This window comes from Ruegeria sp. AO1 (genome assembly GCF_056535985.1).
On the sequence record NZ_JBQFJC010000001.1, the window covers coordinates 2,460,833 to 2,484,722 of the forward strand.

Annotated in this window: 25 protein-coding genes; 4 read left to right on the plus strand and 21 right to left on the minus strand. The window is 59.9% G+C overall.

The features are described from left to right. Positions 1 to 310 precede the first annotated feature (310 nt). The 17 genes from folD to ruvC form a co-directional block, all read right to left on the minus strand. On the minus strand, positions 311 to 1,201 hold the full coding sequence (gene folD, locus ACR3FB_RS12150; protein ID WP_170477523.1) for a bifunctional methylenetetrahydrofolate dehydrogenase/methenyltetrahydrofolate cyclohydrolase FolD: 891 nt from the start codon (positions 1,199 to 1,201) through the stop codon (positions 311 to 313). Between the two features lie 51 nt (positions 1,202 to 1,252). Beyond that, a complete protein-coding gene (locus ACR3FB_RS12155; RefSeq protein ID WP_170640400.1) occupies positions 1,253 to 1,558 on the minus strand; it encodes a chorismate mutase in 306 nt (101 codons plus the stop codon). A 60-nt stretch (positions 1,559 to 1,618) separates the two neighbouring features. Next, complete coding sequence (locus ACR3FB_RS12160) at positions 1,619 to 3,295, minus strand: formate--tetrahydrofolate ligase (protein WP_480563544.1); 1,677 nt, start codon at positions 3,293 to 3,295, stop codon at positions 1,619 to 1,621. 165 nt (positions 3,296 to 3,460) lie between these two features. Further along, positions 3,461 to 4,036, minus strand: a complete 576-nt coding sequence (locus ACR3FB_RS12165; RefSeq protein ID WP_480564970.1) for an MOSC domain-containing protein — start codon at positions 4,034 to 4,036, stop codon at positions 3,461 to 3,463. A 95-nt stretch (positions 4,037 to 4,131) separates the two neighbouring features. Continuing rightward, positions 4,132 to 6,048 carry an ATP-dependent zinc metalloprotease FtsH gene (gene ftsH / locus ACR3FB_RS12170; protein ID WP_170639309.1) on the minus strand — a complete coding sequence of 639 codons (1,917 nt, stop codon included), beginning with the start codon at positions 6,046 to 6,048 and terminating at the stop codon, positions 4,132 to 4,134. Positions 6,049 to 6,124: 76 nt separating this feature from the next. After that, positions 6,125 to 7,384: a tRNA lysidine(34) synthetase TilS gene (gene tilS, locus ACR3FB_RS12175; protein ID WP_480563542.1), complete on the minus strand. Its 1,260-nt coding sequence runs from the start codon at positions 7,382 to 7,384 to the stop codon at positions 6,125 to 6,127. Further along, a complete protein-coding gene (gene ybgF / locus ACR3FB_RS12180; RefSeq protein ID WP_480563540.1) occupies positions 7,375 to 8,199 on the minus strand; it encodes a tol-pal system protein YbgF in 825 nt (274 codons plus the stop codon). The genes tilS and ybgF overlap by 10 nt, the downstream gene beginning before the upstream one ends. Before the next feature lie 4 nt (positions 8,200 to 8,203). Beyond that, a complete protein-coding gene (gene pal, locus ACR3FB_RS12185) occupies positions 8,204 to 8,710 on the minus strand; it encodes a peptidoglycan-associated lipoprotein Pal (protein ID WP_170462258.1) in 507 nt (168 codons plus the stop codon). 84 nt (positions 8,711 to 8,794) lie between these two features. Further along, the gene (tolB, locus tag ACR3FB_RS12190; RefSeq protein WP_480563537.1) at positions 8,795 to 10,114 is read right to left on the minus strand and encodes a Tol-Pal system beta propeller repeat protein TolB; all 1,320 of its coding nucleotides are present in this window, start codon (positions 10,112 to 10,114) and stop codon (positions 8,795 to 8,797) included. After that, on the minus strand, positions 10,111 to 11,214 hold the full coding sequence (locus ACR3FB_RS12195) for an energy transducer TonB (protein WP_480563535.1): 1,104 nt from the start codon (positions 11,212 to 11,214) through the stop codon (positions 10,111 to 10,113). The genes tolB and ACR3FB_RS12195 overlap by 4 nt, the downstream gene beginning before the upstream one ends. Before the next feature lie 15 nt (positions 11,215 to 11,229). Then, positions 11,230 to 11,700: a protein TolR gene (gene tolR, locus ACR3FB_RS12200; RefSeq protein ID WP_170462265.1), complete on the minus strand. Its 471-nt coding sequence runs from the start codon at positions 11,698 to 11,700 to the stop codon at positions 11,230 to 11,232. Positions 11,701 to 11,702: 2 nt separating this feature from the next. Further along, positions 11,703 to 12,398, minus strand: a complete 696-nt coding sequence (tolQ, locus tag ACR3FB_RS12205) for a protein TolQ (protein ID WP_480563533.1) — start codon at positions 12,396 to 12,398, stop codon at positions 11,703 to 11,705. A 107-nt stretch (positions 12,399 to 12,505) separates the two neighbouring features. After that, positions 12,506 to 12,889: a tol-pal system-associated acyl-CoA thioesterase gene (gene ybgC / locus ACR3FB_RS12210; protein ID WP_170472006.1), complete on the minus strand. Its 384-nt coding sequence runs from the start codon at positions 12,887 to 12,889 to the stop codon at positions 12,506 to 12,508. Next, positions 12,886 to 13,509, minus strand: a complete 624-nt coding sequence (locus ACR3FB_RS12215) for a hypothetical protein (protein ID WP_480563531.1) — start codon at positions 13,507 to 13,509, stop codon at positions 12,886 to 12,888. The genes ybgC and ACR3FB_RS12215 overlap by 4 nt, the downstream gene beginning before the upstream one ends. A gap of 63 nt (positions 13,510 to 13,572) precedes the next feature. Next, positions 13,573 to 14,592 carry a Holliday junction branch migration DNA helicase RuvB gene (gene ruvB, locus ACR3FB_RS12220; protein WP_170462271.1) on the minus strand — a complete coding sequence of 340 codons (1,020 nt, stop codon included), beginning with the start codon at positions 14,590 to 14,592 and terminating at the stop codon, positions 13,573 to 13,575. A gap of 4 nt (positions 14,593 to 14,596) precedes the next feature. Further along, a complete protein-coding gene (ruvA, locus tag ACR3FB_RS12225) occupies positions 14,597 to 15,274 on the minus strand; it encodes a Holliday junction branch migration protein RuvA (RefSeq protein WP_425083882.1) in 678 nt (225 codons plus the stop codon). Beyond that, complete coding sequence (ruvC, locus tag ACR3FB_RS12230) at positions 15,271 to 15,768, minus strand: crossover junction endodeoxyribonuclease RuvC (protein WP_170477543.1); 498 nt, start codon at positions 15,766 to 15,768, stop codon at positions 15,271 to 15,273. The genes ruvA and ruvC overlap by 4 nt, the downstream gene beginning before the upstream one ends. Before the next feature lie 332 nt (positions 15,769 to 16,100). Between ruvC and ACR3FB_RS12235 the strand changes: the two genes are divergently transcribed. Next, positions 16,101 to 16,316 (plus strand): DUF1127 domain-containing protein, encoded by a 216-nt coding sequence (locus ACR3FB_RS12235; protein WP_170639298.1) that lies wholly within the window; start codon positions 16,101 to 16,103, stop codon positions 16,314 to 16,316. 98 nt (positions 16,317 to 16,414) lie between these two features. Here the strand turns inward: ACR3FB_RS12235 and ACR3FB_RS12240 are convergent, their stop codons facing one another. From ACR3FB_RS12240 to ACR3FB_RS12255, 4 genes are all read right to left on the minus strand, one after another. Further along, positions 16,415 to 16,759 carry a hypothetical protein gene (locus ACR3FB_RS12240; protein WP_170377788.1) on the minus strand — a complete coding sequence of 115 codons (345 nt, stop codon included), beginning with the start codon at positions 16,757 to 16,759 and terminating at the stop codon, positions 16,415 to 16,417. A 108-nt stretch (positions 16,760 to 16,867) separates the two neighbouring features. Then, positions 16,868 to 17,740 carry a 50S ribosomal protein L11 methyltransferase gene (locus tag ACR3FB_RS12245; RefSeq protein ID WP_480563529.1) on the minus strand — a complete coding sequence of 291 codons (873 nt, stop codon included), beginning with the start codon at positions 17,738 to 17,740 and terminating at the stop codon, positions 16,868 to 16,870. Positions 17,741 to 17,806: 66 nt separating this feature from the next. Next, entirely contained in the window at positions 17,807 to 19,039 is a 1,233-nt protein-coding gene (locus ACR3FB_RS12250; RefSeq protein ID WP_170477551.1) for an MFS transporter, read from the minus strand. A gap of 80 nt (positions 19,040 to 19,119) precedes the next feature. Next, entirely contained in the window at positions 19,120 to 21,315 is a 2,196-nt protein-coding gene (locus tag ACR3FB_RS12255) for a primosomal protein N' (RefSeq protein WP_480563527.1), read from the minus strand. 88 nt (positions 21,316 to 21,403) lie between these two features. Between ACR3FB_RS12255 and fsa the strand changes: the two genes are divergently transcribed. The 3 genes from fsa (at position 21,404) to ACR3FB_RS12270 (ending at position 23,880) form a co-directional block, all read left to right on the plus strand. Continuing rightward, the gene (fsa, locus tag ACR3FB_RS12260) at positions 21,404 to 22,057 is read left to right on the plus strand and encodes a fructose-6-phosphate aldolase (protein ID WP_050603155.1); all 654 of its coding nucleotides are present in this window, start codon (positions 21,404 to 21,406) and stop codon (positions 22,055 to 22,057) included. Positions 22,058 to 22,255: 198 nt separating this feature from the next. Then, positions 22,256 to 22,963: a DUF484 family protein gene (locus tag ACR3FB_RS12265; protein WP_480563525.1), complete on the plus strand. Its 708-nt coding sequence runs from the start codon at positions 22,256 to 22,258 to the stop codon at positions 22,961 to 22,963. Then, on the plus strand, positions 22,960 to 23,880 hold the full coding sequence (locus ACR3FB_RS12270; protein ID WP_425083887.1) for a tyrosine recombinase XerC: 921 nt from the start codon (positions 22,960 to 22,962) through the stop codon (positions 23,878 to 23,880). The genes ACR3FB_RS12265 and ACR3FB_RS12270 overlap by 4 nt, the downstream gene beginning before the upstream one ends. The last annotated feature ends 10 nt before the right edge of the window (positions 23,881 to 23,890 follow it).

Genomic DNA, 23,890 nt, shown 5'->3' on the forward strand with positions numbered 1-23,890 from the left:
GCCAAAAAAGGGGGAAATACGTAGGCCAGCAAAGGCAAGAAAACAACGCCTGCGATCACCCGCTGTGGGGTACAATGAGAACGCAATAGCGCGAGGTTTAACTTCATACTTACAGAACAGCGGCCCAAGACCCAGTCAGGACATCTTGGACGGTCACGATGTTTACTCGGCAACTGACTGGGAAATAAAAGCTATCATGAATTGAGGTCCTGTAAAACACAATTCATGCATAGGTTAAGGCGCAGGCCGCTGATCCGGCCCGCGTCTCGTCAGGGTCGGACTGCACAGCGCGGTCCGACGAAGTCGTGGATCAGGCTGTAAGGCCCTCGGGCTCTGGCAGGCCGTTGGCGCGGCAGCACGCGGTCAGAGTGTTGGCCAGCAGGCAGGCGATGGTCATCGGACCCACGCCACCCGGAACCGGAGTGATCGCGCCCGCACGCTCCGCGGCGCTGGCGTAGTCGACGTCACCGACCAGCTTGTTTTTGCCGTCGCGCTCAATGCGGTTGATGCCCACGTCGATCACGGTCGCGCCTTCTTTGATCCAATCGCCCGGAACCATCTCGGGGCGGCCTACGGCGGCGACAACGATGTCGGCGCGGCGCACGACGTCCGGCAGGTCCTTGGTGCGAGAATGCGCGATGGTTACGGTGCAGCTGTCACCCAGAAGCAGTTGCGCCATCGGCTTGCCCACGATGTTCGAGCGGCCAATTACAACCGCATCCATACCCGACAGCGAGCCGTGATAGTCGCGCAGCATCATCAGGCAGCCTAGGGGGGTGCAGGGAACCATCGACTTCTGACCGGTACCCAGCAGGCCCACATTCGAGATGTGGAAGCCATCAACGTCCTTGGCCGGATCGATCGAGTTGATCACCAGGTCTTCGTTCAGGTGCTTGGGCAGAGGCAGCTGCACCAGAATACCGTGAACCGCAGGATCGTTGTTCAGCTTGTCGATCAGCGCCAACAGGTCCTCTTCGGAGGTCTCTGCGTCCAGCTTGTGCTCATACGAGTTCATGCCGACCTCAACGGTCTGCTTGCCCTTTGAGCGCACATAGACCTGGCTTGCAGGGTCTTCGCCCACCAGAACCACGGCCAGACCGGGCGTGATGCCGTTTTCTTCTTTCAGCTTTGCAACCTGATCGGCCACTTGCGCGCGCACTTTGGCCGCAAAGGCTTTGCCGTCGATAACCTGGGCTACCATCCTGTGATCCCTTCTTTCCAAAAACGGATCGGGCGCAGAGCGCCCGGGTGTTCAGTCAGGGCCAATCACGCGCTCTTCGCGGGCAATCGACCAGTCAATCAAAATGCGCCAGAGCTTTTCGGCCAGATCCGGGTCCATCCCCATTTGATCCGAGCTTGCGCGCACACGTTGCACCACCTCTTCGACACGGTCCGGGATTCGGGCCGGAAGGCCTTCGCCTGGCTTCAACTGCGAGGCGCGATCGATATATTCCGCGCGCGTCACCAACATCTCGATCAGTTGGCGGTCCAGCTTGTCGATCTGAACGCGCAAGTCCTGCATCGTCTCACAGTCTTGCGGCGGGGTCAGAGTGGGCATCGTGATCTCCTCATGGCCCGGGGTGTAATCCCCGGACCACGAGATGGTTCAAAAATCGGCTTAGAACAAGCCCTCAATCTGACCTTCTTCGTTGAGACGGATTGTCTCAGCGGCAGGTTTGCGCGGCAGACCCGGCATGGTCATGATCTCACCGCAGACAACCACGATGAAGCCGGCACCTGCGGACAGACGAACTTCACGTACCGGAACCGAGTGGCCGGTGGGTGCGCCACGCAGGGTCGGGTCGGTCGAGAACGAGTATTGGGTTTTCGCCATGCAGACCGGCAGGTTGCCATATCCGGCGGCTTCCCATTCCTTCAGCTGGTTGCGGATCTTGTTGTCGGCCAGAACCTCGTCCGCGCGGTAGATGCGCTTGGCGATGGTTTCGACTTTCTCGAACAGAGGCATATCGTCGGGGTAGATCGGCGCGAAGTTCGCGGTGCCACCTTCAACGATTTCAACAACTTTCTCAGCCAGAGGCGCCGAGCCTTCCGAGCCCAGTTCCCAGTGACGCGACAGAACCGCCTCAACACCGTGATCGGCGCAGTAGCTCTTGACCGCTTCAACTTCGGCGTCGGTGTCGGTGACGAAGTGGTTAATGGCGACAACAACCGGCACACCAAAGGACTTCACGTTCTCGATGTGACGTCCAAGGTTTGCACAGCCAGACTGAACCGCGTCGACGTTTTCGGCACCCAGATCGGTTTTGGCAACGCCGCCGTTCATTTTCATCGCGCGCACGGTGGCAACCAGAACAACAGCCGACGGTGCGATGCCGGCTTTGCGGCACTTAATGTTCATGAACTTTTCGGCACCCAGGTCGGCGCCGAAACCTGCTTCGGTTACGACATAGTCAGCAACTTTCAGAGCAGTTTTAGTTGCGATGACCGAGTTACAGCCGTGCGCGATGTTCGCAAACGGGCCGCCGTGGACGAAGGCGGGGTTGTTTTCCAGCGTCTGCACCAGGTTCGGCTGCATTGCGTCCTTCAGCAGAACGGTCATTGCGCCTTCTGCCTTGATGTCGCGGCAGTAAACCGGGGTCTTGTCGCGGCGGTAAGCAACGATAATGTCGCCCAGACGCTTTTCCAGGTCTTTCAGGTCGTTTGCCAGGCAAAGGATCGCCATAACTTCGGACGCAACGGTGATGTCAAAGCCTGCTTCACGCGGGAAGCCGTTCGACACGCCACCCAGCGAGGCAGTGATCTGACGCAGAGCACGGTCGTTCATGTCGACAACACGACGCCATGCAACGCGGCGGACGTCGATCTCAGCTTCGTTGCCCCAGTAGATGTGGTTGTCGATCATCGCCGACAGCAGCGAATGCGCCGAAGTGATCGCGTGGAAGTCACCTGTGAAGTGCAGGTTCATCTCTTCCATCGGAACAACCTGAGCGTAACCACCACCTGCAGCGCCGCCCTTCATGCCGAAGTTCGGGCCAAGCGAGGCTTCACGGATACAGATCATCGCGTTTTTTCCGATGCGATTCAGGCCATCGCCCAGACCCACGGTGGTGGTGGTCTTGCCTTCACCCGCAGGGGTCGGGTTGATCGCGGTGACCAGGATCAGCTTGCCATCGTCGCGGTCCTGGACCGAGTTGATGAAGTCCTGGCTGACCTTCGCTTTGTCGTGGCCGTAAGGCAGCAGATCGGCAGATTCGATACCGATCTTTGCGCCGATTTCCTGAATCGGCTTCTTGTTCGCTTCGCGCGCGATTTCGATGTCAGATTTGTAGCTCATTGGGCAGGGTCCCTGATTGAATGCCGTGCAAAACCGACGCGGCGCGTCGGTGCTGACAAACCCATACAGTTGCATACCCAAGCAGTGGCTAAGGATTCCGACATATTCGTGCCGCGAAACGGCGTCGCTTAATTTCAAGCGTTTCCAATCGGAAACGAATGAGCGCTATGGCTGCCAGAGCGGCTGATCGGGAACAAACAGCTGTAAACGATCGCCGATATGCAGAGCTCCGGGCCGTTCGACCCATCCCGTGATCCCCCGCCGCCCCTGCGCGGCCGGTTTGAAGGCGGCACCGTAGCCGCTGTGATCCGCCTCGATCTCACGTCCGGGCAGGACACAAGGTGCGTTTTCCATATCGACTGTAAACGTCAAACCCGCCTCGGACCGAAGGCGCGAAGACGGCGGGATATGAGAAAAGTCAGGGATGCCCTTCAACACGATCGAGGCCCCCAGATAGGACGGATCGAGCTTGTCCATCTCCATCGCGGCGGCAATCTCGGACAGTTCCTCAGTTGACAGAATCGACACCTGACGGACATTCCGAATCTCGGTTCCTTTCGGGTAGACATTGCTGACCCGCACGCATGAAGCACGGTTGAACCCCTCGTGCCGTTCGCCCTGCACTCCGTCAAAGCCAAACTCCAACGTTTCAACGGGCTCAGCGCGCAGCGACTGACCGGCCGGGACGCGCCCTAACCAGACGACCTCGGCAGAGTATTCGGTTTCACGCAGGAACGGCATGGGGTTTTCCTTCTTCATCCATCTGCGCGCATAATGACGAGCAGTTAGCGGATGAAAAGAAAAAACCCGAGGTCTGGACCTCGGGTTTCTCGTGTTTATGCGGTTGGCTCCGGCTCCATCCCACCTTCGGGTGGAGATTTCTTGGGCTTGGTCTTAGGAATAGCCGTGACGCTGGGCGCGCTGCCCTGATCCGGGCTGTCGCCCTCGTCATCGCCTTCGGTCGGCGCATCCCCATTCATGACCCGCTTGATCTCGTCGCCGGTCAGGGTTTCGTATTCCAACAGGCCCTGCGCCAGACGCTCCCATTCCTCACTCTTGTCGGTCAGGATCTGGTGGGCGCGCTCATAGCCCTGCTGGATCAGACGCTTCACCTCTTCCTCGATCAGCTCTTTGGTATGGGCAGAGACCGAGAAACCAGCGGTGTTGCCCGAGTAGCCTTCATGGGCTTCGGCGTAGTCGATATTGCCGACCTTGTCCGACATACCCCAGCGCATCACCATCGCGCGGGCCAGTTGGCTGGCCTGCATGATGTCGCCCGCCGGGCCGTTCGAGACATGGTCTTCACCGTATTTGATGACCTCGGCCGCCTTACCCGCCATAGTCATGGCCAGCTTCTGCTCACATTCATCACGGTGATAGTTGAGACGATCCATTTCGGGCAGCGAGACAACCATACCCAACGCGCCACCACGCGGAATGATCGTTGCCTTATAGACCGGATCGCACATCGGCAGTTCCAGACCAACAACAGCATGGCCAGCCTCGTGATACGCGGTCTTTTCCTTTTGATCTTGGGTCAGCACCATCGAGCGGCGCTCAGCCCCCATCATCACTTTGTCCTTGGCGTTCTCAAAGTCCTCCATGGTGACAAAGCGACGGCCTACACGCGCAGCCATCAGAGCGGCTTCGTTCACGAGGTTCGCCAGATCCGCACCCGAGAAGCCCGGAGTACCGCGCGCGATGATACGCAGGTCAACATCAGGGCCCAGAGGCGTCTTGCGCGCATGCACGCCCAAGATCTTCTCGCGGCCTTTGATGTCGGGGTTCCCAACAGTCACGTTCCGGTCGAAACGGCCGGGACGCAGCAGAGCCGGGTCCAGAACGTCTTTACGGTTGGTCGCGGCCAGAATGATCACACCTTCGTTGGCCTCAAAGCCGTCCATCTCGACCAGCAATTGGTTGAGCGTCTGTTCGCGCTCATCGTTACCACCGCCATAGCCGGCACCACGATGGCGACCCACGGCGTCGATTTCGTCGATGAAGACAATACAAGGCGCGTTCTTCTTGGCCTGCTCGAACATGTCACGAACACGGCTCGCACCGACGCCGACGAACATTTCAACGAAGTCAGAACCCGAGATGGTGAAGAACGGCACACCCGCTTCACCCGCAATCGCGCGGGCCAGCAGCGTCTTACCGGTACCCGGAGGGCCAACGAGCAGAGCACCTTTCGGAATCTTGCCGCCAAGGCGCGAGAATTTCTGCGGGTTGCGCAGGAACTCAACGATCTCTTCCAGCTCTTCCTTGGCTTCGTCGATGCCAGCAACGTCATCAAAGGTCACGCGGCCGTGCTTTTCGGTCAGCATCTTGGCCTTGGACTTGCCAAAGCCCATCGCGCCGCCTTTGCCGCCGCCCTGCATCCGGTTCATGAAGTAGACCCAAACGCCGATTAGCAGCAGGAAGGGCAGCAGAGTGATCAGGAACGATTGGAAGCCTGATTGCTGCTGCTTGACCGCTTCGACCGGGATCTGTTCATCGATCAGTAGCTTCGTGACCTCGGCGTCACCGGGTTTGATCGTGGTGTAATTCGCGCCGCTTTGTGTGGTGTAGCGAATTTGCTCACCATCCAGCGTGACATTCTTGACCTCACCGCTTTGAACGGCGCTGACAAAGTCGGAATAGGTGCGTTCATTGCCCTGAAGTGTCCCGCCCGGTCCGCTGAACAGGTTGAACAGTGCAAGGATCAGCAGGAACAGAACGACCCAGAAGGCGATATTACGAGCGTTGCCCAAGGAAATTCTCCTAAAAGATTTCGGCAGACAAGGACCTGCCGGGTTGCTTCTTAAAATAGAGAGGATTGGCTGAGGTTCAATGCGATAAAAAAGATGCCTGAAACTCGGGCCAATCAGGGGCCATATCAGCACTCCAACCATTGGCGAAACCGGCCAGTGGTGCGGCCTCAAGTATGTCGCCCCTCCAAACCGCTGGGGACGCTTGCAAAGCAAGCCGTGGACGCCCCGTGGCACGCCAGTCGGGCAGCATCTGCAGCCCGTTTTCACCCAAAGCCCGAATCTCGGCACCCGAAATATCGGGGCCGGACAGCACCCATCGCGCGTCCCATGTAGCCGTGATTTTCGCGGTCAGGCCGTCAACCGCGTTGAATTCTCTGCAGATCCACTGTTTTTCTGCCTTTGAAAACAGCAAACAGCCCCCAATTGCGGCGGGACCCCCGTTCAGAATGGCCTGCAACGCCTGATCCACAGTCGATTGGCGCGGCGGGTAGCCGGGGCCCGCGATCCATGAAACAGCGCCAACCAGAACCCTGCGGCGGATTTCTTCGGGCAGCGCGGCAAAGCAATCGCGATCCAGCACAACGGACCCGGCATCGACCGTAGCAACCCGTTGGGCGGAGTCCTGCGCATAACGTTCCAACGCCTCACGCGCTTGTGTGAGGTTGTCGGCGACGCGCGTCAGAGTTTCGGCCGAAATACCAAGCGGCTTTAAATCCGACACGGCTTGCCGCGCCTTGATCCGATCAAAGCGGGTATCCTGATTCGTGGGGTCCTCAATCCACTGCGCGCCAATCTCGGTCAAATGGGCCCGCAGCCTGTCTCGAGTGATCCCTAGCATAGGGCGCAACAGGTCGATCCCATCGTGGGTTCGACTGCTTGGCATACCCGACAGTCCCGTCACCCCGGCCGAACGGGCCAATCGCATAAGAAGTGTTTCGGCCTGATCATCCGCCGTATGGCCCAATACAATGGCGCTGATGTCGTTGCTCTTCGCCCATTCGGTCAGCAAGGCATACCGCGCCTGCCGGGCGTGATCCTGCAAATTACCTGCGCCGTCCCACCCCTGCCACCGCAAAGTATCGTGGGGAATACCCAACGTGGCGGCCTGTTTTGCAACCGTTCGGGCCTCATCCGCGGACTCAGCGCGTAAACCGTGGTCGACCGTGGCGGCGAATAGTTTCACCCCTTCGTCAGACGCAATACGGTGCAAAAGGTGCATCAGCGCAACCGAGTCTCCTCCACCCGAGACCGCGATGCCCAGACGCTCCGGCAATCGTTCAGGCAATCGGGCGCGCAATTCGGTTATCAGTGTGTCGAATTGCTGGGTCAAGAACACCCCAAAGAGGCCATTTCCTGCACCGCACTGGTGGCTTGCCCGGAAGCCGGGAAGCGCACGCCAACCTCGGACAAGGTGATACAGGCTTGATCGGTCTGGCCCAAACGACCCAAAGCAGCGCCAAGTTCGAACAGAGCTTCGGGCGCCACAGCTCCTTCGGAATCTCCGGTGAAGCTGGCGAGGAATGCACGTGCGGCTTCGCGCGTATCCCCGAGCCCTTCGAGCGCTTTGCCACGGTTCAAATGCGCCTCGGGAGCAAGCGGGCTGCCGGGATAAGAGGTGTCGAATTGTGCAAACATCGTCGCAGCAGTCTGGAAATCACCATCGGCCAATGCTTGCGACGCATCATCAAAATCCGCTCGCTCGCCGACGGCCAGCTCGCCTTGGTCCGAAGTGTTCGGTTCCGTTGGAGCGGGTGTGATGGCAGCGGTGGATTCCCCTTCGCCACCTAAGGTGGAGGTCTCACCCAGTGTCGACAAATCGCCGCCTTCCAGCTCGACCAGTCGGAATTCAAGATCTCCGATCCGGTTGGTGCCATCGGTAACGATGTTTTGGACGCGCTGGTTCAGCTGCTCAGTCTGACGGGTCAGGCGCTGCAGCTCGGCCTCAATCGCATCGACACGTTCAAGGATCGAGCTGCCAGACAGGTTCGGCGCAGGAGAGCCGGTGGTCGAAAACTCACGCTTGAGGCGCTGTATCTCGACATGCAGCACTGTCAGCTCCTGCCGGATGTCCGCCAGGGTCTGCTGATCCTGCGCTTGCGCCAAGCCCGCTGTTGCCACAATTGCGGCCAGAACCCATCCTGCAACTCTCATCGTCTTACCCCAAGGTTGAACCGGTCAGCACCGTCACCGCGCGGCGGTTTTTGGAATAGCAATCCTCGGTGCTGCAAATCTCGATCGGGCGTTCTTTGCCGAAGCTGACCGTCGTCAGACGATTGCCTGCGACCCCACGCGAAATCAGGTATTCACGCGCCGCATTGGCCCGACGTGCGCCCAGCGCAAGGTTGTATTCCCGCGTGCCCTGCTCATCCGCGTGACCTTCGATGGTTGCCACGTAATCCGGGTTGGCCAGCAACCATTCCGCCTGTCCTTGCAGAACAGTCTGCGCCTGCGGCGACAAAGTGGACTGATCAACCGCGAACAGAACACGATCCCCGACCGTCTGCTGGAAATAAGCGGGCGAGCGCGGATCACTAGGTGAGCCAGCGACAATCGAGCCGCTACCACCAGCGCCGCTGCCACCCAAAGCCGAAGGATCATTGTTGGTACAGGCCGCGACCACGCTCAGCGCGCCCAAGGCCAGGATTTTGCCCAATACGTTCATCTCAAGTGCCTCGTTGTTTTGTTTGTTGCCGCCTGTCTATCACAGCGACTGTTTCTTGTGAACTTTGCCGCGCAGTGGCGGCGATCAATTCTGCAACGGTCCCCAAGACGGATCGCTGCCGCCATCCGGCGTGCGCACTGGGCGCAGGTTCCGACCCGAGATATCCACGGAATAGAGCGTCGCACGTCCGCTTGCGCCCTGTGTTTCGCGGGTGAACATAATGACGCGACCGTTTGGCGACCAGGTCGGGCCTTCGTCGAGGAAGGACGATGTCAGCAGGCGCTCCTCGCTACCATCGGTGCGCATCACACCGATATGGAACCGGCCTTTGTTCTGCTTGGTAAACGCAATCAGATCACCACGCGGCGACCAGACCGGCGTACCATACCGTCCCTGACCAAAGCTGATCCGCGTCGCTTCGCCCCCGTTTGCCGCCATCACATAAAGCTGCGGCGTGCCCGAGCGGTCGCTTTCAAACACGATTTGGCTGCCATCCGGCGAATAGCTGGGCGCGGTTTCGATCGCAGGCGTGTTGGTCAGGCGGGTACTCTGACCCGAGGCCAAATCCATCCGCCACAGATCGGTATTGCCGCCCTGAATCAGCGAATACACGATCGACCGCCCGTCGGGCGAAAAACGCGGAGAAAAGCTCATGGTGCCGTCCTGCGTTCGCAGCTCGCGCCGCTGCACACGACCGACATCCAGAATGTAGATCCGCGGGCTGCCGCTTTCATAGCTGGTGTAGAGCAGTTGCTCGCCTGTCGGGGAAAAGCGCGGGGCCAGAACGATGGCCGCGCTATCCGTCATGTACTGAACATTGGCCCCGTCATAATCCATGATCGCCAACCGTTTGAGGCGCTGGTTCTTCGGGCCGCTTTCTGACACGAACGCAACGCGACTATCGAAATAGGCGCCCTCGCCCGTAATCCGGCTGTAGACCTGATCGGCAACCTTATGCGCCATGCGCCGCCAGCCATCCGTGGTGCCCGCCAGTTGCAGACCATTCCCAAGCTCTTGCCCCGAGAACACGTCCCAGACCCGGAACCGAACCGTCAGCCGCTTGCCCGAGACATTCACCGCCCCTGTCACCAAAGCCTGCGCGTTGATCGCTTTCCAATCGGCAAACTGGACCGGAGCATCAAAGCTGCTGACCCGGCTGATAAACGCGTCCGAGGAGATTTCGCGAAACAACCCCGTTCCGGTCAAATCCGCCGCAACAACACGCGAGATATCGTTAGCGAACTGCGTCGCCGCCGGGCCGTCGGGCACGAAGTTGGGAACTGCAAACGGCATCGGCTCGATGATGCCTTCATCAATTTCCAACCGCAGGGGGTTGTTCTGAGCGTAAACCGGAGCTGACACCAGGGTCAGCCCAAGAAAGAGGCTGGTCAGAAGTTTCATCATTTGATCCGCATCCTCTCGGGATTGAATGTAATCTCAATATCCTGCCAGTGATCGTATTTGTCAGCCGGCAGATCATATCCACGCGCGCCGCAGCGCAAAATTGCGCGTCGGGCCGCCTGATAGGCTTGATTTTCGGCACCCGAAGCACCGCCAGAGCTGTTCAGCAACCGAATGCTCTCGCTGATAATCGTGCCATCACGATTGAGCGAGAACGCAACCGTCACTACAACGTTCAGCGCATCGGTCGACAGCGATCCGACATTCCAGCACCGCGACACGGCAACGCGCATCGCGTCTTTTTCACCGCTGGTGAGCGGTGGGCCGGCGGGTTCAGTTCCGCCCGCCAATGCCTCGGACAACGCGTCATTGATGGCGTCGCTATTGTCCGGCGCAGGCGTCGGCGTTGGGGTTTCCGGCGCCGGTTCCGGAGTTTCCGCAACCTCAGGTGCGGGTTCAGGACGGTTGGGCCGCACACGCGGGCGCGGAGAGGTCAGAGGCGCTGGCTCGTCGGTCTCTTCGGCCTCGGTCACGATCTCGGGCGCGGCTTCTTCAGGGGCCGTCTGATCTTGTTGCTCTTGCTGCGTCTCAGCGCCTTCGTCCAGTGAGACCGGGGGCGTTTCCACCTCATCCGGTTCAGCCTCGGGCGGAGGCGGCGCGATGGCCTCGGGCGCGACACGCTCAGCCGGGCTGGGTTGCGCTTCAGGTCCCGGCGGCACCGGCAAGGCGGCCGTTTCCGGTTCCGTCAACGTCGGAGGTTCTTCGGGCAACTCAGGCTCAGGCGGAACCTCGACCGTTTCGGGGACAGTCTCGGGCTCCGGCTCTGCGGGCGTCACGGGTTCAGGGCGCGGCTGTTCTTCCGGTGTCACCTCAGGGGTGCTGACCTCAGGTTCCGGCGCGTCGGGTTGTTCCAGAGTACCCGGAGACTCCGGCAACTCAGGCGCGTCGCGCTGCGCCGTGAGCGCTGCGAATTGCTCAGCCGAAATCACGGAAACATCCTGCACTTGTGTCGGCAGCGGCTCGGACCGGAAGGTGCCGCCGAACAACGCCCAGCCGATCAGGCTGACATGCGCAATCGCTGAAATCTTGGTGCCGGTATCCACCGCGCGACCCCACCTTTACCCATCGTCCAGCGTCGGCCCGCCGGTATCCGTCACCAGACCCACATTCGAAAACCCGCCCGCATTCAGCGCGCCCATAACCTGCATCACCTGCGCGTAGGGGATCGCCCCATCCGCCCGCAGGAAGACACGGTCACTGCTGCGCTCTGCCGCGATGGCGCGCAAACGTCCAATCAGCTCGTCGCGTGCGATATCCGTTGTCTGGATCTGAATACGGCCATCGGCTGTCAGCGTGACGGTAAGCGGTTCCTCACTATCGCCGGGCAAGGCGCTTGCGGCAGTCTTGGGCAGATCGACCGGCACACCAACTGTTAGCAAAGGAGCTGCGACCATGAAGATGATCAACAACACTAGCATGACGTCGACAAAAGGCGTGACGTTGATCTCAGCCATCGGCTGGGCGCGACCGCGCCGCCGTCCGCGCCTGCGTCCGTTCCCGCCCGAGCTTTGCTGAACCGCTGCCCCCATGGTCAGCCGTCCAACTGACGCGACAGAATTGTGGCGAACTCATCGGCAAAGGCCTCATAGCCTCCAACGATCCGGTCACTATCCGCGCTAAGCTTGTTGTAGAAAATCACCGCCGGGATCGCGGCCAGCAGGCCCAGACCGGTGGCCAGCAACGCCTCGGCAATGCCGGGGGCCACAACGGCGAGGTTGGTATTCTGCTGCTCGGCAATCTCGATAAAGGCGTTCATGATGCCCCAGACCGTACCGAACAGACCAATAAACGGCGCGGTCGATCCGACAGTCGCCAGGATCGGCAGACCTTTCTGCAGAGTCTCCGCCTCTTTTGCGATGGCCACATCCATGGACCGGTCGATCCGAGCCGTCGCCCCTGCGATCAAACCGCCATCCGTGCGATGCGACCTGCGCCATTCGATCATGCCAGCCGCAAAAATCTTCTCGGAACTGCCATCGGGCTGCGAGCCGATCTGCTCAAACAACTCATCCAGCGGGTTCCCGGACCAAAAGCTCTCATCAAACTTCTGCGCTTCACGCCGGGCCGCGCGATAGTTGATGAGTTTCTGGATGATGATGCCCCAAGACCAGATCGACGCCGCGATCAGCATCAGCATCACCAGTTTTACGATAAAGGTCGCGCGGGCATACAGCCCCCACATGGAGAAATCGATCTCCTGCGCCAGCGCCAGCGTTTCAGCTTCCATGAACCTGCTCTTTTTTGCCTGATGGCCGTTTGTTTGGCCTTGTTTTGCCAAACGCTAACGCAGTTGGGGTTGAAAAGCCAACAGAACCACCCCCGGCTGCGAAAATGTTACATCAATGCGCGAATCTCTGCCGGAAGACGGATCGGCTTTCCGTCTTTGTTGATGCAAACCGCCGTGACCGAAGCACGGAAAATATCGGTCTCACCCCGTTTCACCAGCTGCGCCATGGTCAGGCGCACGCCGGAAATCTCGGTCACTTCTGTTTCGACGATCAATTCGTCATCAAACTTGGCGGGAGAAAGGTAGTCCGCCTCGACCCGCCGTACGACCCAAACGATCCCCTCATCCCGCATGGCGTTCTGGTCATTGCCCAAACGGCGCACCCAGTCCGAGCGCGCACGTTCGATGTAGCGCAGGTAGTTCGCGTGATAGACGACCCCGCCCATGTCGGTGTCCTCATAGTAAACGCGAACCGGAAAGATGTGCTTCATTGCGGCGGCTCCAACCGGGCAAACAAACGCAACGCGTGCGAGGCATCCTGCGCCGCCCCCGGCAAGATTGGATCGTAAGCAGCCCGGATCAGGCCTGCAATATCCGGGCGCAGGATCGTCGCCTCACCCGCCACAGCCAGAGGCGATTGCTTTCGAAACGCCGTATCCGACCAGAGCAGAATGGTCTGCACCACTTGACTGAGCGCCAGAGTCTCGGCCGGGACTTTGGACAGCTCTTTATCCATGCGTAGGAATACGAAGGCCGCGCGGATCGCGCCGTCTTCTTCGAACCTGAAGATGCGGTACTGATTGGCGTCCGCCGCAACCAGACGCTCAACCAAAGGTGCAAGATCGGGGACAAGGCGGTCCAGATCCGGAACCTCCAGCAGTTCCTGCCATTCGCGGAAGAAAAAGACCATGCAATTGGCGCCCAACTCAGGGTCCGTTTCGGCCATCTTGTGACCGGCCAGCGTTACCACCGCTTCGAACGCGCCTTTGACGGTTGCCAGCGTCTCATCCTCGACACCGAAAACGATCGGTACAATGGGGCGACCCCACCGCGCAAACAGGAATTCTCCGCCCTCGCGCGTAAACAGCGCCTCGATCTCGTCCGGTGTCACGCCCAGCCCTTCATCTTTTCAAAAATACTCTCGCCGAAGGCATAAAATCCATCAGCACTAGCTTCAACCAAACAGATCGCTCTGACCTTTTGGTGCCGCCATGCCTAAATGCGTCCACGCCTTCTGTGCTAGCATCCGCCCGCGTGGCGTGCGTTGGATCAGCCCCTGCTGCAACAAATATGGCTCAATCACTTCCTCAAGCGAGTCACGGCTTTCCGACAAGGCCGCCGACATCGTCTCAATCCCAACCGGACCACCCCCATAGTTCTCGGCGACCAGTTTCAGATACCGACGGTCTGCACCGTCCAACCCGAGATGATCCACACCCAAACGTGTCAGCGCGCCATCGGCCAATTCGCGGGTAATCCGCCCGTCGCCTTCGACGATAGCAAAATCCACCACGCGCCTCAGCAAACGGCCTGCGATCCGAGGCGTCCCACGCGACCTGCGTGCAATCTCACGCGCACCATCGTCGTCCGCCGGCGCACCCAATTTGCGCGCGTTTCGGGTGACAATCTCATGCAACTCATCGACCGTATAAAACTGCAACCGGGTCGGAATACCAAAACGGTCGCGCAACGGCGTGGTCAGCAGACCCATCCGCGTTGTGGCTCCAACCAGCGTAAACGGCTGCAACTCGATCCGAACGGTGCGGGCAGCTGGACCTTCGCCTATTACCAGATCGAGTTCGAAATCCTCCATTGCAGGATAGAGAACTTCTTCGACCGCCGGGTTCAGACGATGGATTTCGTCGATAAACAACACATCGCGCGCTTCCAGATTGGTCAGGATCGCCGCCAGGTCGCCCGCCTTGGCAAGAACCGGACCAGAGGTCATACGGAAATTCACGCCCAACTCGCGCGCCATGATCTGCGCCAAAGTGGTTTTCCCCAAACCCGGGGGACCATGGAACAGCGTATGATCCATCGCCTCGCCGCGCTGCTTGGCGGATTGGATGAAGATGCGCAGGTTCGCACGCGCCTCGGCCTGACCGATGAACTCATCCAGCCCCTGCGGGCGTAGGGCGCGGTCATTGTCTTCGGGCAGAGGGTCAGGCCGCAGCGTGGGATCGGCGTCTACCATTCAATCACCCTTTCGGAGCCAACAGCTTGAGCGCCGCGCGGATCAATTCAGCCTCACCCGCGTCGGGCAGATTGGCCGCCGCCTCCGCCACGGCCGAGGCCGCCTCGGACGGGCCATATCCCAGATTCGACAAGGCCGACAACGCCCCCGCAGAGGCCACCGCCGACCCCGAGGCCGGTTTCGCAGTCCGTTTCGGCGCCGGCTGCGGCTCGACGGTTTCAATAACTTCCAACGCTGGGCCGTCCATCGCCTCGGTCACGGTGCCGCCCATCGCCATAACCCCCGGCGCCTTGTCCTTGAGGTCCAGCACAATGCGCTGCGCGGTCTTCGGGCCAACCCCCTTGGCAGCCTTCACCGCGCCCCAATCGCCCAGAGCAATCGCGCGGCTGACACCATCCGGCCCCAACGCGCTGAGAATGGCCAGCGAGACCTTGGCCCCGACGCCCTGAACCGAACACAGTAGTCGATGCCATTCCTTCTCGATCAGTGAGAGAAACCCGTAAAGCTGCATCAAGTCTTCACGCACGACCATATCTGTGTAGATCGAGACCGCCTCACCCACGCCCGGCAACGCAGCCATGGTCCTGTCCGAGCAATAGACGATGTAACCCACGCCCCGCACGTCGATCAGGATGTGGTCTGCGGCGCGATAGTCCAGACGCCCTGTCAGTTTACCGATCATGCCCTCACCTCTTTCACACGCGGCTGTTGTGTCTTGCCGTAATAGGCGTGACAGATCGCGATCGCCAGCGCATCGGCTGCATCCGCGCCCTTGGGTGAACAGCCCGGCAGCTGCAGCTTGACCATGTGCAGGACCTGCTCTTTCTCGGCATGCCCAACACCAACGACGGTTTTCTTGACCCGGTTCGGAGCATATTCCCCCACCGGTAGCCCGGCCTGTGCCAGCGTCAGCAATGCAACACCTCGCGCCTGACCGAGTTTCAGCGTTCCGGCACCGTCCTTGTTCACGAAAGTCTGCTCAATCGCAGCTTGGTCGGGCCTGTATTCGGCGATGACCTCGACAATCTGATTGTGCAGAGACAGCAGCCGCTCGCCCAGATCATCCCCGTCAGATTTGCACAAACCGTTCGAAACGTGGCTCAACCGGCTGCCATTTGATTCGATGACGCCCCATCCCAGGGTCCTAAGCCCCGGATCAATGCCCAGAATTCGCATGCTTCGCCTCAGCCCGCTCGGGTTTTGTGATCTTTTTTCAACGGATAGCACGAAGCGTGAACATTTTCCAAGCGAATTGACCCTAAGTCTGAAAACGACACCGCCATCCTACGCGCGACACGAAGGACGGTTTGCGACTTCAAAAAGTCTGAAATCGACACTTTCAATAACCCGTTTTAACCATGTTTTTAAAGTGCTTACAGATTCGGCAAGCGTTGCAAAAACTGCATAGGACACATGCAAAAAATGCTATTGCGCGGGCAAATCTTCGACACTAGATGCCGCTCAGATCGCAAGATCAAATGTTCACACAAACCAGAAGGAAACAGGATATGGCTGCACTGGACTCGACCCGCATCGCCACCACTGGCTCATTCGGCCTCGCTGGCCGTATCGGCGCATTTTTCACATCGGTTGCACATGCCGCCGCCGATTGGAACGACGCCCGCGTAACACGCAACGTGCTGACCGGTCTGAGCGACCGCGAACTGGATGATATCGGCCTGTGCCGCGGCGACATCGACGTGATCGCCGAAGGCCGCCGGTAAGACGACCCCCTCACTATACGCCCCTTTCTCCTCCCTGTAGGGGCGCAAAGAAACACCGCGAGCCGAAAGGCCGCGGTGTTTTCTGTTTCAGCTTGTGCTTAGTAGAGAACCTTGTTGAGCTGAACCGAGAGGAACTGTGAAACCGGGTCGATCTGCATGATCCAGGCGCCTGCCTGTTCGACTTGGGTGCCTTCTTTCAGGCTGTCGATGCGGTATTGATACCCTGATGGGCCGAGGCTGGACAAAAGAAACGCTTTAAACGCGAAAACCGCCAGCAGGGTAAACAGCAGAACCTTGGCCGGAACCGCCGAGCGGACCCTTTGCGGCTTCATCACCACCAGACCATCTTTGCGCATCGTCGCGCGATAGCCTTTGCTGAGCTTCGAGTGCTTCTTGTTCAGACGCTGAACGCGCTGATCAAATTCCAGTTGTTTTCCCGCCATGGCAGCCTCCACAAAACCGCCCCCCATCAAAATGATTAGAAAACGGTAAGCATAGATTGCGACAAAAACGTGGCGCGACTCTAGAAAACTCCTGTAAATGGCCCTGATTTAGCCCTGTTTGCTTAAGATTAGCGTCGTCCATTCACCAATCTCACCTCGATGATGCAGATTGAAGCCATTCTGGGAATAAACCTGAACCACGTCATCAGCCTGTTCGTTCAGGATTCCCGACAGGATTGCATAGCCCTCAGCCCGCAGATTCGCCGAGATTTCCGGTGACAGAGCGACCAGCGGACCCTTCAGGATGTTGGCGAAAATCAGATCATAGGGCGCGTGCGCGTTCAGGTCCGGGTGATCGAAGCCAGCGGCCTCGACACAGTGAACCTGACCGGACATGCCATTGGCCTTCAGGTTTGCCTCGGCCACATCGACGGCAACCTGATCAATATCACTGGCGATGATGTCGCCTTCCCAGACACGCGCAGCCGCCATGGCCAGCACGGCAGTCCCACACCCGATATCGGCAACCTTGCTGGCCGAGAACCCTTCGTCCAGCAACTGATCCAGCGCCTTCAGGCAGCCCAGAGTGGTTCCGTGGTGTCCGGTGCCAAAGGCCATCGCGGCCTCGATCAACAGGGGGATCCGACCTTCGGGCAGCTTGTCGGCGTCGTGGCTGCCATAGACAAAGAAACGGCCCGCCTCGACCGGGGCCAGTTCACGGCGCACATGGGCAACCCAATCGGTTTCGGGCAGCTCGGATACCACAAAGGGCTTGGCCTCAAAGGCCGCGGCCAGTACGGCCAGCGCCGTCTCATCGGGGGCTTCGGTGAAATACCCACCAACCTCCCACAGGCCCGAGCCATCTTCGACCTCGAAAACGCCAACGCCAGTGGGTTCGGGATCCAGACGCTCCATCGCTTCGCCAAGACCTTCGGCGGGTTTCTTACCAGTCAGCGTAGTAAGAGCGGTGAATGTGGGCATAGGGGCCTCCTGTCTGGGTCAGGACAGCGCCTAGGGCGTGGGCCCGCCAAGGTCAAGCTCTTGCGCCTATTCGGCGGGTGCCGGCGCGTATTTGGTCAGGATGGTCTCATTGCCCGGCTCAGGATGGCGCGGGATCAACAGAGACAGAGCAAGCGAGATCATCGCCATTGCCGCCGCCAGCGCAAACACTGCGCCGGGTGAGGCCACCCAAAGCAACCCAAGCAGCGCGGGAAGGAACACCGCCGCGATATGGTTGATGGTAAACGCCACAGCGGCCGTCGGTGCGATATCGGCGGGATCGGCGATTTTCTGGAAGTAGGTTTTCAAGGCCAAAGCCAGCGCGAACAGCACATGGTCGATCACATAGAGGGTCGCCGCCAGAACCACGCCCCACCCAAACCAGTAGATGCCGCCATATGCTGCGAAAACAATGGCTAGTCCGGCATATTCGAAGATCAATGTCCGGCGCTCGCCAAATTTGGACACCGCTTTGCCCAGCATCGGAGCCGCGGCCATATTGATCACGAGGTTGATCAGATACAGGCTGGTCAGTTCGTGCACCTCGAATCCAAATTTCTCAACCATCATGAAGCCCGCGAACACCACAAAGATCTGACGGCGCGCGCCTGCCATGAATTGCAGCGCGTAATACAGCCAATAGCGTTTGCGCAGGATCAGCTTCTTGGTCTGAGGCGTCGGCGCGTCGAATTGCGGATAGGCCAACAGGCAGAACAGAGCCAACAGCGCCGTCGCACCGCCCGCCATCATGAAGACGAAGTTATAGGACAGGTCGAACCGGTCCCATGTCAGGACGATCAGCCCATAGACCACCGCCGTGGCCGCCGAGCCCATTGCCACAAGCCATCCCAGAATCTGCGGCGCGCGGTCCTTCGGCAGCCATTGCAACTGCAGCGACTGATTGACCGTCTCGTAGTAGTGAAATCCGATCGAGCTAAAAAGCGTTACGAATAGCAGCCCACCAAGGCTTGGGAACCATGCAGTCACCGCCGTCGCCACACCCAGCATCATCAGCGAGATCATGGCCAGAACCTGTTCCCGCACAAAGATGATCACAGCGATCACACCTACGGCTAGAAAACCCGGTATTTCCCGCACCGTGTGCAGCAAGCCGATATCCGCGCCATCGAAATTCGCCACTTCGATGACGAAGTTGTTCAACAACGCGCTCCACCCATTGAAGGCAATGGGCATGGTCAGCGCCATCATAAACAGCAGCGTGATCGGGCGACGCCAAAACGGCAGGCTTTGCGCCTCGGAAAGTGGCATGGGTTTCAACATGCGACTCCCTCTACGCCGATTTTTGCGCTTTGGCGAGAGGAGAGATTCCGGCGCACATCCGCTCTGCGCCTGTGCAGAGGTCAGTAAAAGTTCTGCGGGTCGATATCGACGGTCAGGCGGATATCCCCTTTCAGGCGCAGAGGCGCGATCCAGCGGGCGATGGCGTCCTGAATGGGCGCGCCCTTGGGGGCCTTGACCAAAAGGCGCACGCGATGCCTGCCTCGGATCCGGGCAATCGGCGCAGGCGCTGGACCAAAGACCTGAGCGCCAATCTCGCGCAACGGCGCATCATTGCGCGCCATTGCATTGCCGATATCGAAGACCGGAGCGACCTCGGGGCCAGACAGCACGATCCCTGCCATGCGCCCATAGGGCGGCACACCAGCGGCTTGGCGACCCGCGGCCTCGGCCTTCCAAAAGCCTTCCTCATCACCCGACAGAATGGCCCGGATGACCGGATGCTCGGGCTGAAAGGTCTGTAGCAGCGCCTGCCCCGGCTTATCCGCGCGCCCCGCACGCCCCGCCACCTGTCGCATCAGTTGAAACGTCCGCTCTGCCGCGCGCAAATCCGCGCCATGCAGGCTGAGATCGGCATCAATGACCCCCACCAGCGTTAGTTTGGGAAAGTTATGCCCCTTGGCCACAAGCTGCGTGCCGATGACGATATCTGCATCCCCTTTGGCAATTTCTTCGATCTTGGCCTTCAACGCGCGGGCCGAGCCGAACAGGTCGGAACTGAGCATTGCGATCTTGGCCTCGGGGAACGTCGCCTCGGCCTCTTCCGCCAGCCGTTCGATCCCCGGGCCGACCGGGGCCAGTTTCCCTTCGACCCCGCAAGACGGGCAAGTATCTGGCATCGGTTTGGTCTCGCCGCATTGATGGCACATCAGGCGCTTGAGGAACCGGTGCTCGACCATCCGCGCGTCGCAGTGATCGCAGGCGATCTGCTCTCCACAGGCCCGGCACAAGGTCACCGGCGCATAGCCCCGGCGGTTGATGAACAGCAGTGATTGTTCACCCTTTTCGATCCGTTGCCGCACTGCCTGCCGCAAGGACGGGGAAATCCACGTCCCGGTCTGCATTTGCTCGGCCCGCATGTCGATCGGCTTCATCTCGGGCAGCACCGCCGCCCCGAAGCGTGAGGTCAGATCCAGCCGCTCATACTTGCCCGCCTCGGCATTGGCCCAGCTCTCCAACGAGGGCGTCGCGCTAGCCAGAATCACTCGCCCGCCGCAAATGGCCGAGCGCAGAACCGCCATGTCTCGCGCGCTATAGTGCACGCCGTCTTCCTGTTTATATGAGGTGTCGTGTTCCTCATCGACCACAACTAGACCCAAATCTCGAAACGGCAGGAACAGGGCCGAGCGCGCTCCCACGACCAGTTGCGCATCGCCCTGCCCGACCATCCGCCAGACCCGGCGGCGTTCAGTCATTGTGGCCCCTGAATGCCACTCGGCTGGGCGGGCACCAAACCGGGCCTCGACGCGGGTCAGGAATTCTGCGGTCAGTGCAATTTCGGGCAGCAGAACCAGCGCCTGGCGTCCCATGCGCAGTGCTTCGGCGACGGCCTCCAGGTAGACCTCGGTCTTGCCCGAACCTGTCACGCCTTTTAGCAGCGTTGTGCCGTAGGTGCCGGTCCGCTGGCCCGCCTGCAGTCGCGCCACGGCTGCCGCCTGATCCTCGGTCAGGTCTTTGCCGGGCAGCTCGGGATCGAGATGGGGGTAAGGTAAATCGCGCGGACTGTCCTCTTCCCGAACCACGCCCAGTTTGACCAACCCTTTGACGACAGAAGTAGTTACCCCGGCCTGCTCGGCCAGTTCCTTCAGGGTGAAGGCCAGCCCACCATACTCTTTCAACACCTCAAGCACCCTTGTGCGGGCATCGGTCATCCGATCCGGCTCAGAAGTACCCAACCGGTAGACTTTGCGCATAGACGGCGGTTCCCCCAAGCCCGGCGCGCGGGTAGCAAGGCGCAGCATCGCAGGCATCGGCGTCAGCGTGTAGTCCGCTACTTTCCCCAGAAACACCCGCATCTCTTCACGCATGGGCGCAACTTCAAGCACCCGGATCACGGACCGTGCTTTGGTCAAATCGAACCCGCCCTGCCCCGGCCCCCAGACCACACCCAACACCTTGCGCGGCCCCAAAGGCACCTCAACAAAGGCACCCAGAAAGCAGCCACCTTCGGGCGCTTTGTAATCCAACGTCCGGTCCAGCGGCTGGGTTGTCAGCACCGCAACCAGCTCTCCTTCGTCGAAAAATCCGTTAGCGCTCACAGTATATCCTATGCAGGGGGTTCCAGCAGGGGTCTCTTTGAGGTAAAGCCATCCGCGACCAAGGCCAACCCATCAAAGGACTGCCCGCATGAAATTCTTCGTAGACACTGCCGAGATCGACGCCATTGCCGAACTGAACGACCTGGGCATGGTGGACGGCGTCACCACCAACCCTTCGCTGATCCTGAAATCAGGCCGCGACATTCTGGAAGTCACCAAAGAGATCTGTGATCTGGTCGACGGCCCCGTGTCCGCCGAAGTTGTCGCCACCGAGGCCGACGACATGATCGCGGAAGGCCGCAAGCTGGCCAAGATCGCGCCAAACATCGCGGTCAAAGTACCGTTGACATGGGCCGGTCTTAAAACCTGCAAAACGCTCAGCGACGAAGGCCAGATGGTCAACGTTACCCTGTGCTTCTCGACCAACCAGGCGCTGCTTGCTGCAAAAGCAGGCGCGACCTTCATTTCACCCTTCATTGGTCGTCTTGATGACATCAACCTCGACGGCATGGATCTGATCGCCGATATCCGTCAGGTCTATGACAACTACGGGTTCGAGACCGAAATCCTCGCCGCCTCGATCCGTACCGTGAACCACGTGACCGACAGCGCGCGCATTGGTGCCGACGTGATCACCGCACCGCCCGCCGTCATTAAGAAACTGGCCGACCACCCGCTGACTGACAAAGGCCTTGAGACCTTCCTGGCAGACTGGGCCAAAACCGGTCAGAAAATCCTCTGACCCTTTGCACGACCGCGCGGCGCCGACAGGCACCGCGCCCGGCCCAACTGTGCGGGGCTGATCTCAGATCAGCGCCAAACAGGCGGGAGCGCTCCGGACACAGCGCAAAACGAAATCCACCCTGACGTGCATTTTTCCCAAGGTAATTCCGGTTGGCCGTGCTATAAGCCGCCAAAACAAAAAACGACCGGACGGGATATGAGCAGCAACCCAAAACTCGAGGACAACCTCCGAGCCGCGATTCTGGCCAAGCCTGATGCTTTGCTGGATGATAAAGATTTGATGCAGGCACTAGTGGATGCCAATGAACAGGCCCGAGGCGACAACGTCATCGACCTGCGCGGCATCGCCATGCAACGGCTCGAGGCCAGACTGGACCGCTTGGAAGACACGCATCGGTCTGTCATCGCCGCAGCCTATGAAAACCTGGCCGGGACCAACCAAGTCCACCGCGCCATTCTGCGTCTTCTGGAACCGGTTGAGTTCGAAGACTTCCTGCGCGTGCTTGGCCAGGATGTCGCCGAAATCCTGCGGGTCCAACGCATCACATTGGTGTTGGAAACCACCGCCCTTATGGACGACCCCGCGATCGACAAGCTGGGGGGCACGCTGACCGTTGTCGAACCGGGCTTTGTCGACCAATACCTCACCTATGACCGCAGCGGTCCTGCACGCGACGTCATATTGCGCGAAATCCAGAAGCCGAACCAACGCGTATTCGGCACTCTTGCCGCTCAACTCAGGTCCGAAGCTTGCCTGAAGCTAGATCTCGGGTCCGGTCGCCTGCCCGGTCTGATTGTCATGGGGGCCTTGGACCCGAGGCACTTCACGCCGCAACTTGGCACCGATCTACTGTCGTTTTTTGCTGGCGTGTTCGAACGCTCAATGCGCCACTGGTTGTCGTGAGCCTGATTTCGCCAGCTTGCCGAGACGCCCTCCAACACTGGTTGGAGAGCCTGGGCGCACTGGCGGGACGGTCTCAGAACACCCAAACCGCATATCGCGGGGATGTCACTGATTTCCTCTCCTTCATGACCCTCCACCATGGAGACCGCCAGGGCATCGCCGCGCTCGAACGCATCACAGTTTCGGACATGCGCGCATGGATGGCCGATCAGCGCCAGAGCGGTGTGGGCGCGCGCTCTCTGGCCCGAAAACTATCAGCCGTCAAAAGCTTTTACCGCTGGCTGGCCGAGCGTGAAGGGTTCGAGCCAACTGCCGTCCTTTCAACCCGCGCGCCGAAATTCACCAAAAAGCTCCCCCGCCCTCTGGCCGAGGACGCAGCTCGCGCCATGATTGAAACGGTTGAGTTGCAATCCAGCAATGACTGGGTCTCAGCCCGTGACGTGGCTGTTGTGACGCTGCTCTACGGTTGCGGGTTGCGCATTTCCGAGGCGCTGTCACTGACCGGTGCAGATGCCCCCCTGCCGGCAACCCTGCGCATTACAGGCAAAGGCGACAAAGAGAGGATCGTCCCTGTCCTTCCTGCCGCCCGCGACGCGGTGGACCACTATCTCCAACTCTGCCCGCACCCGAAATCAGACAACCTTGCCCTATTTCGCGGTGTCCGGGGTGGAGCGCTCAATCCCCGCGCGATCCAAGAGGTTATGTCGAAGGCCCGCATGCAGCTCGGCCTACCCGCGACCGCAACGCCTCATGCCATGCGGCATAGTTTTGCCACGCATCTGCTCTCAGCCGGTGGGGATCTGCGCGCTATTCAAGAGCTTCTGGGCCACGCCTCTCTATCCACCACCCAAACCTACACGGCCGTCGATACTGCCCGGCTGATGGAGGTGTACAACCGCGCCCACCCAAAGGCCTGAGGTTCAAAAG

What these genes read in the sequence shown, in the direction of transcription:
- ybgF (WP_480563540.1), bottom strand. Translation starts at nt 8,199, where the DNA reads ATGAGAGTTGCAGGATGGGTTCTGGCCGCAATTGTGGCAACAGCGGGC.
- ACR3FB_RS12235 (WP_170639298.1), top strand. Translation starts at nt 16,101, where the DNA reads ATGGCTGCACTGGACTCGACCCGCATCGCCACCACTGGCTCATTCGGC.
- ruvB (WP_170462271.1), bottom strand. Translation starts at nt 14,592, where the DNA reads ATGGTAGACGCCGATCCCACGCTGCGGCCTGACCCTCTGCCCGAAGAC.
- folD (WP_170477523.1), bottom strand. Translation starts at nt 1,201, where the DNA reads ATGGTAGCCCAGGTTATCGACGGCAAAGCCTTTGCGGCCAAAGTGCGC.
- ybgC (WP_170472006.1), bottom strand. Translation starts at nt 12,889, where the DNA reads ATGAAGCACATCTTTCCGGTTCGCGTTTACTATGAGGACACCGACATG.
- ACR3FB_RS12155 (WP_170640400.1), bottom strand. Translation starts at nt 1,558, where the DNA reads ATGCCCACTCTGACCCCGCCGCAAGACTGTGAGACGATGCAGGACTTG.
- ACR3FB_RS12265 (WP_480563525.1), top strand. Translation starts at nt 22,256, where the DNA reads ATGAGCAGCAACCCAAAACTCGAGGACAACCTCCGAGCCGCGATTCTG.
- pal (WP_170462258.1), bottom strand. Translation starts at nt 8,710, where the DNA reads ATGAACGTATTGGGCAAAATCCTGGCCTTGGGCGCGCTGAGCGTGGTC.
- ACR3FB_RS12160 (WP_480563544.1), bottom strand. Translation starts at nt 3,295, where the DNA reads ATGAGCTACAAATCTGACATCGAAATCGCGCGCGAAGCGAACAAGAAG.
- ACR3FB_RS12245 (WP_480563529.1), bottom strand. Translation starts at nt 17,740, where the DNA reads ATGCCCACATTCACCGCTCTTACTACGCTGACTGGTAAGAAACCCGCC.
- ACR3FB_RS12240 (WP_170377788.1), bottom strand. Translation starts at nt 16,759, where the DNA reads ATGGCGGGAAAACAACTGGAATTTGATCAGCGCGTTCAGCGTCTGAAC.
- ruvC (WP_170477543.1), bottom strand. Translation starts at nt 15,768, where the DNA reads ATGCGAATTCTGGGCATTGATCCGGGGCTTAGGACCCTGGGATGGGGC.
- ruvA (WP_425083882.1), bottom strand. Translation starts at nt 15,274, where the DNA reads ATGATCGGTAAACTGACAGGGCGTCTGGACTATCGCGCCGCAGACCAC.
- ACR3FB_RS12250 (WP_170477551.1), bottom strand. Translation starts at nt 19,039, where the DNA reads ATGTTGAAACCCATGCCACTTTCCGAGGCGCAAAGCCTGCCGTTTTGG.
- ACR3FB_RS12165 (WP_480564970.1), bottom strand. Translation starts at nt 4,036, where the DNA reads ATGCCGTTCCTGCGTGAAACCGAATACTCTGCCGAGGTCGTCTGGTTA.
- tolB (WP_480563537.1), bottom strand. Translation starts at nt 10,114, where the DNA reads ATGATGAAACTTCTGACCAGCCTCTTTCTTGGGCTGACCCTGGTGTCA.
- tolR (WP_170462265.1), bottom strand. Translation starts at nt 11,700, where the DNA reads ATGGGGGCAGCGGTTCAGCAAAGCTCGGGCGGGAACGGACGCAGGCGC.
- fsa (WP_050603155.1), top strand. Translation starts at nt 21,404, where the DNA reads ATGAAATTCTTCGTAGACACTGCCGAGATCGACGCCATTGCCGAACTG.
- tolQ (WP_480563533.1), bottom strand. Translation starts at nt 12,398, where the DNA reads ATGGAAGCTGAAACGCTGGCGCTGGCGCAGGAGATCGATTTCTCCATG.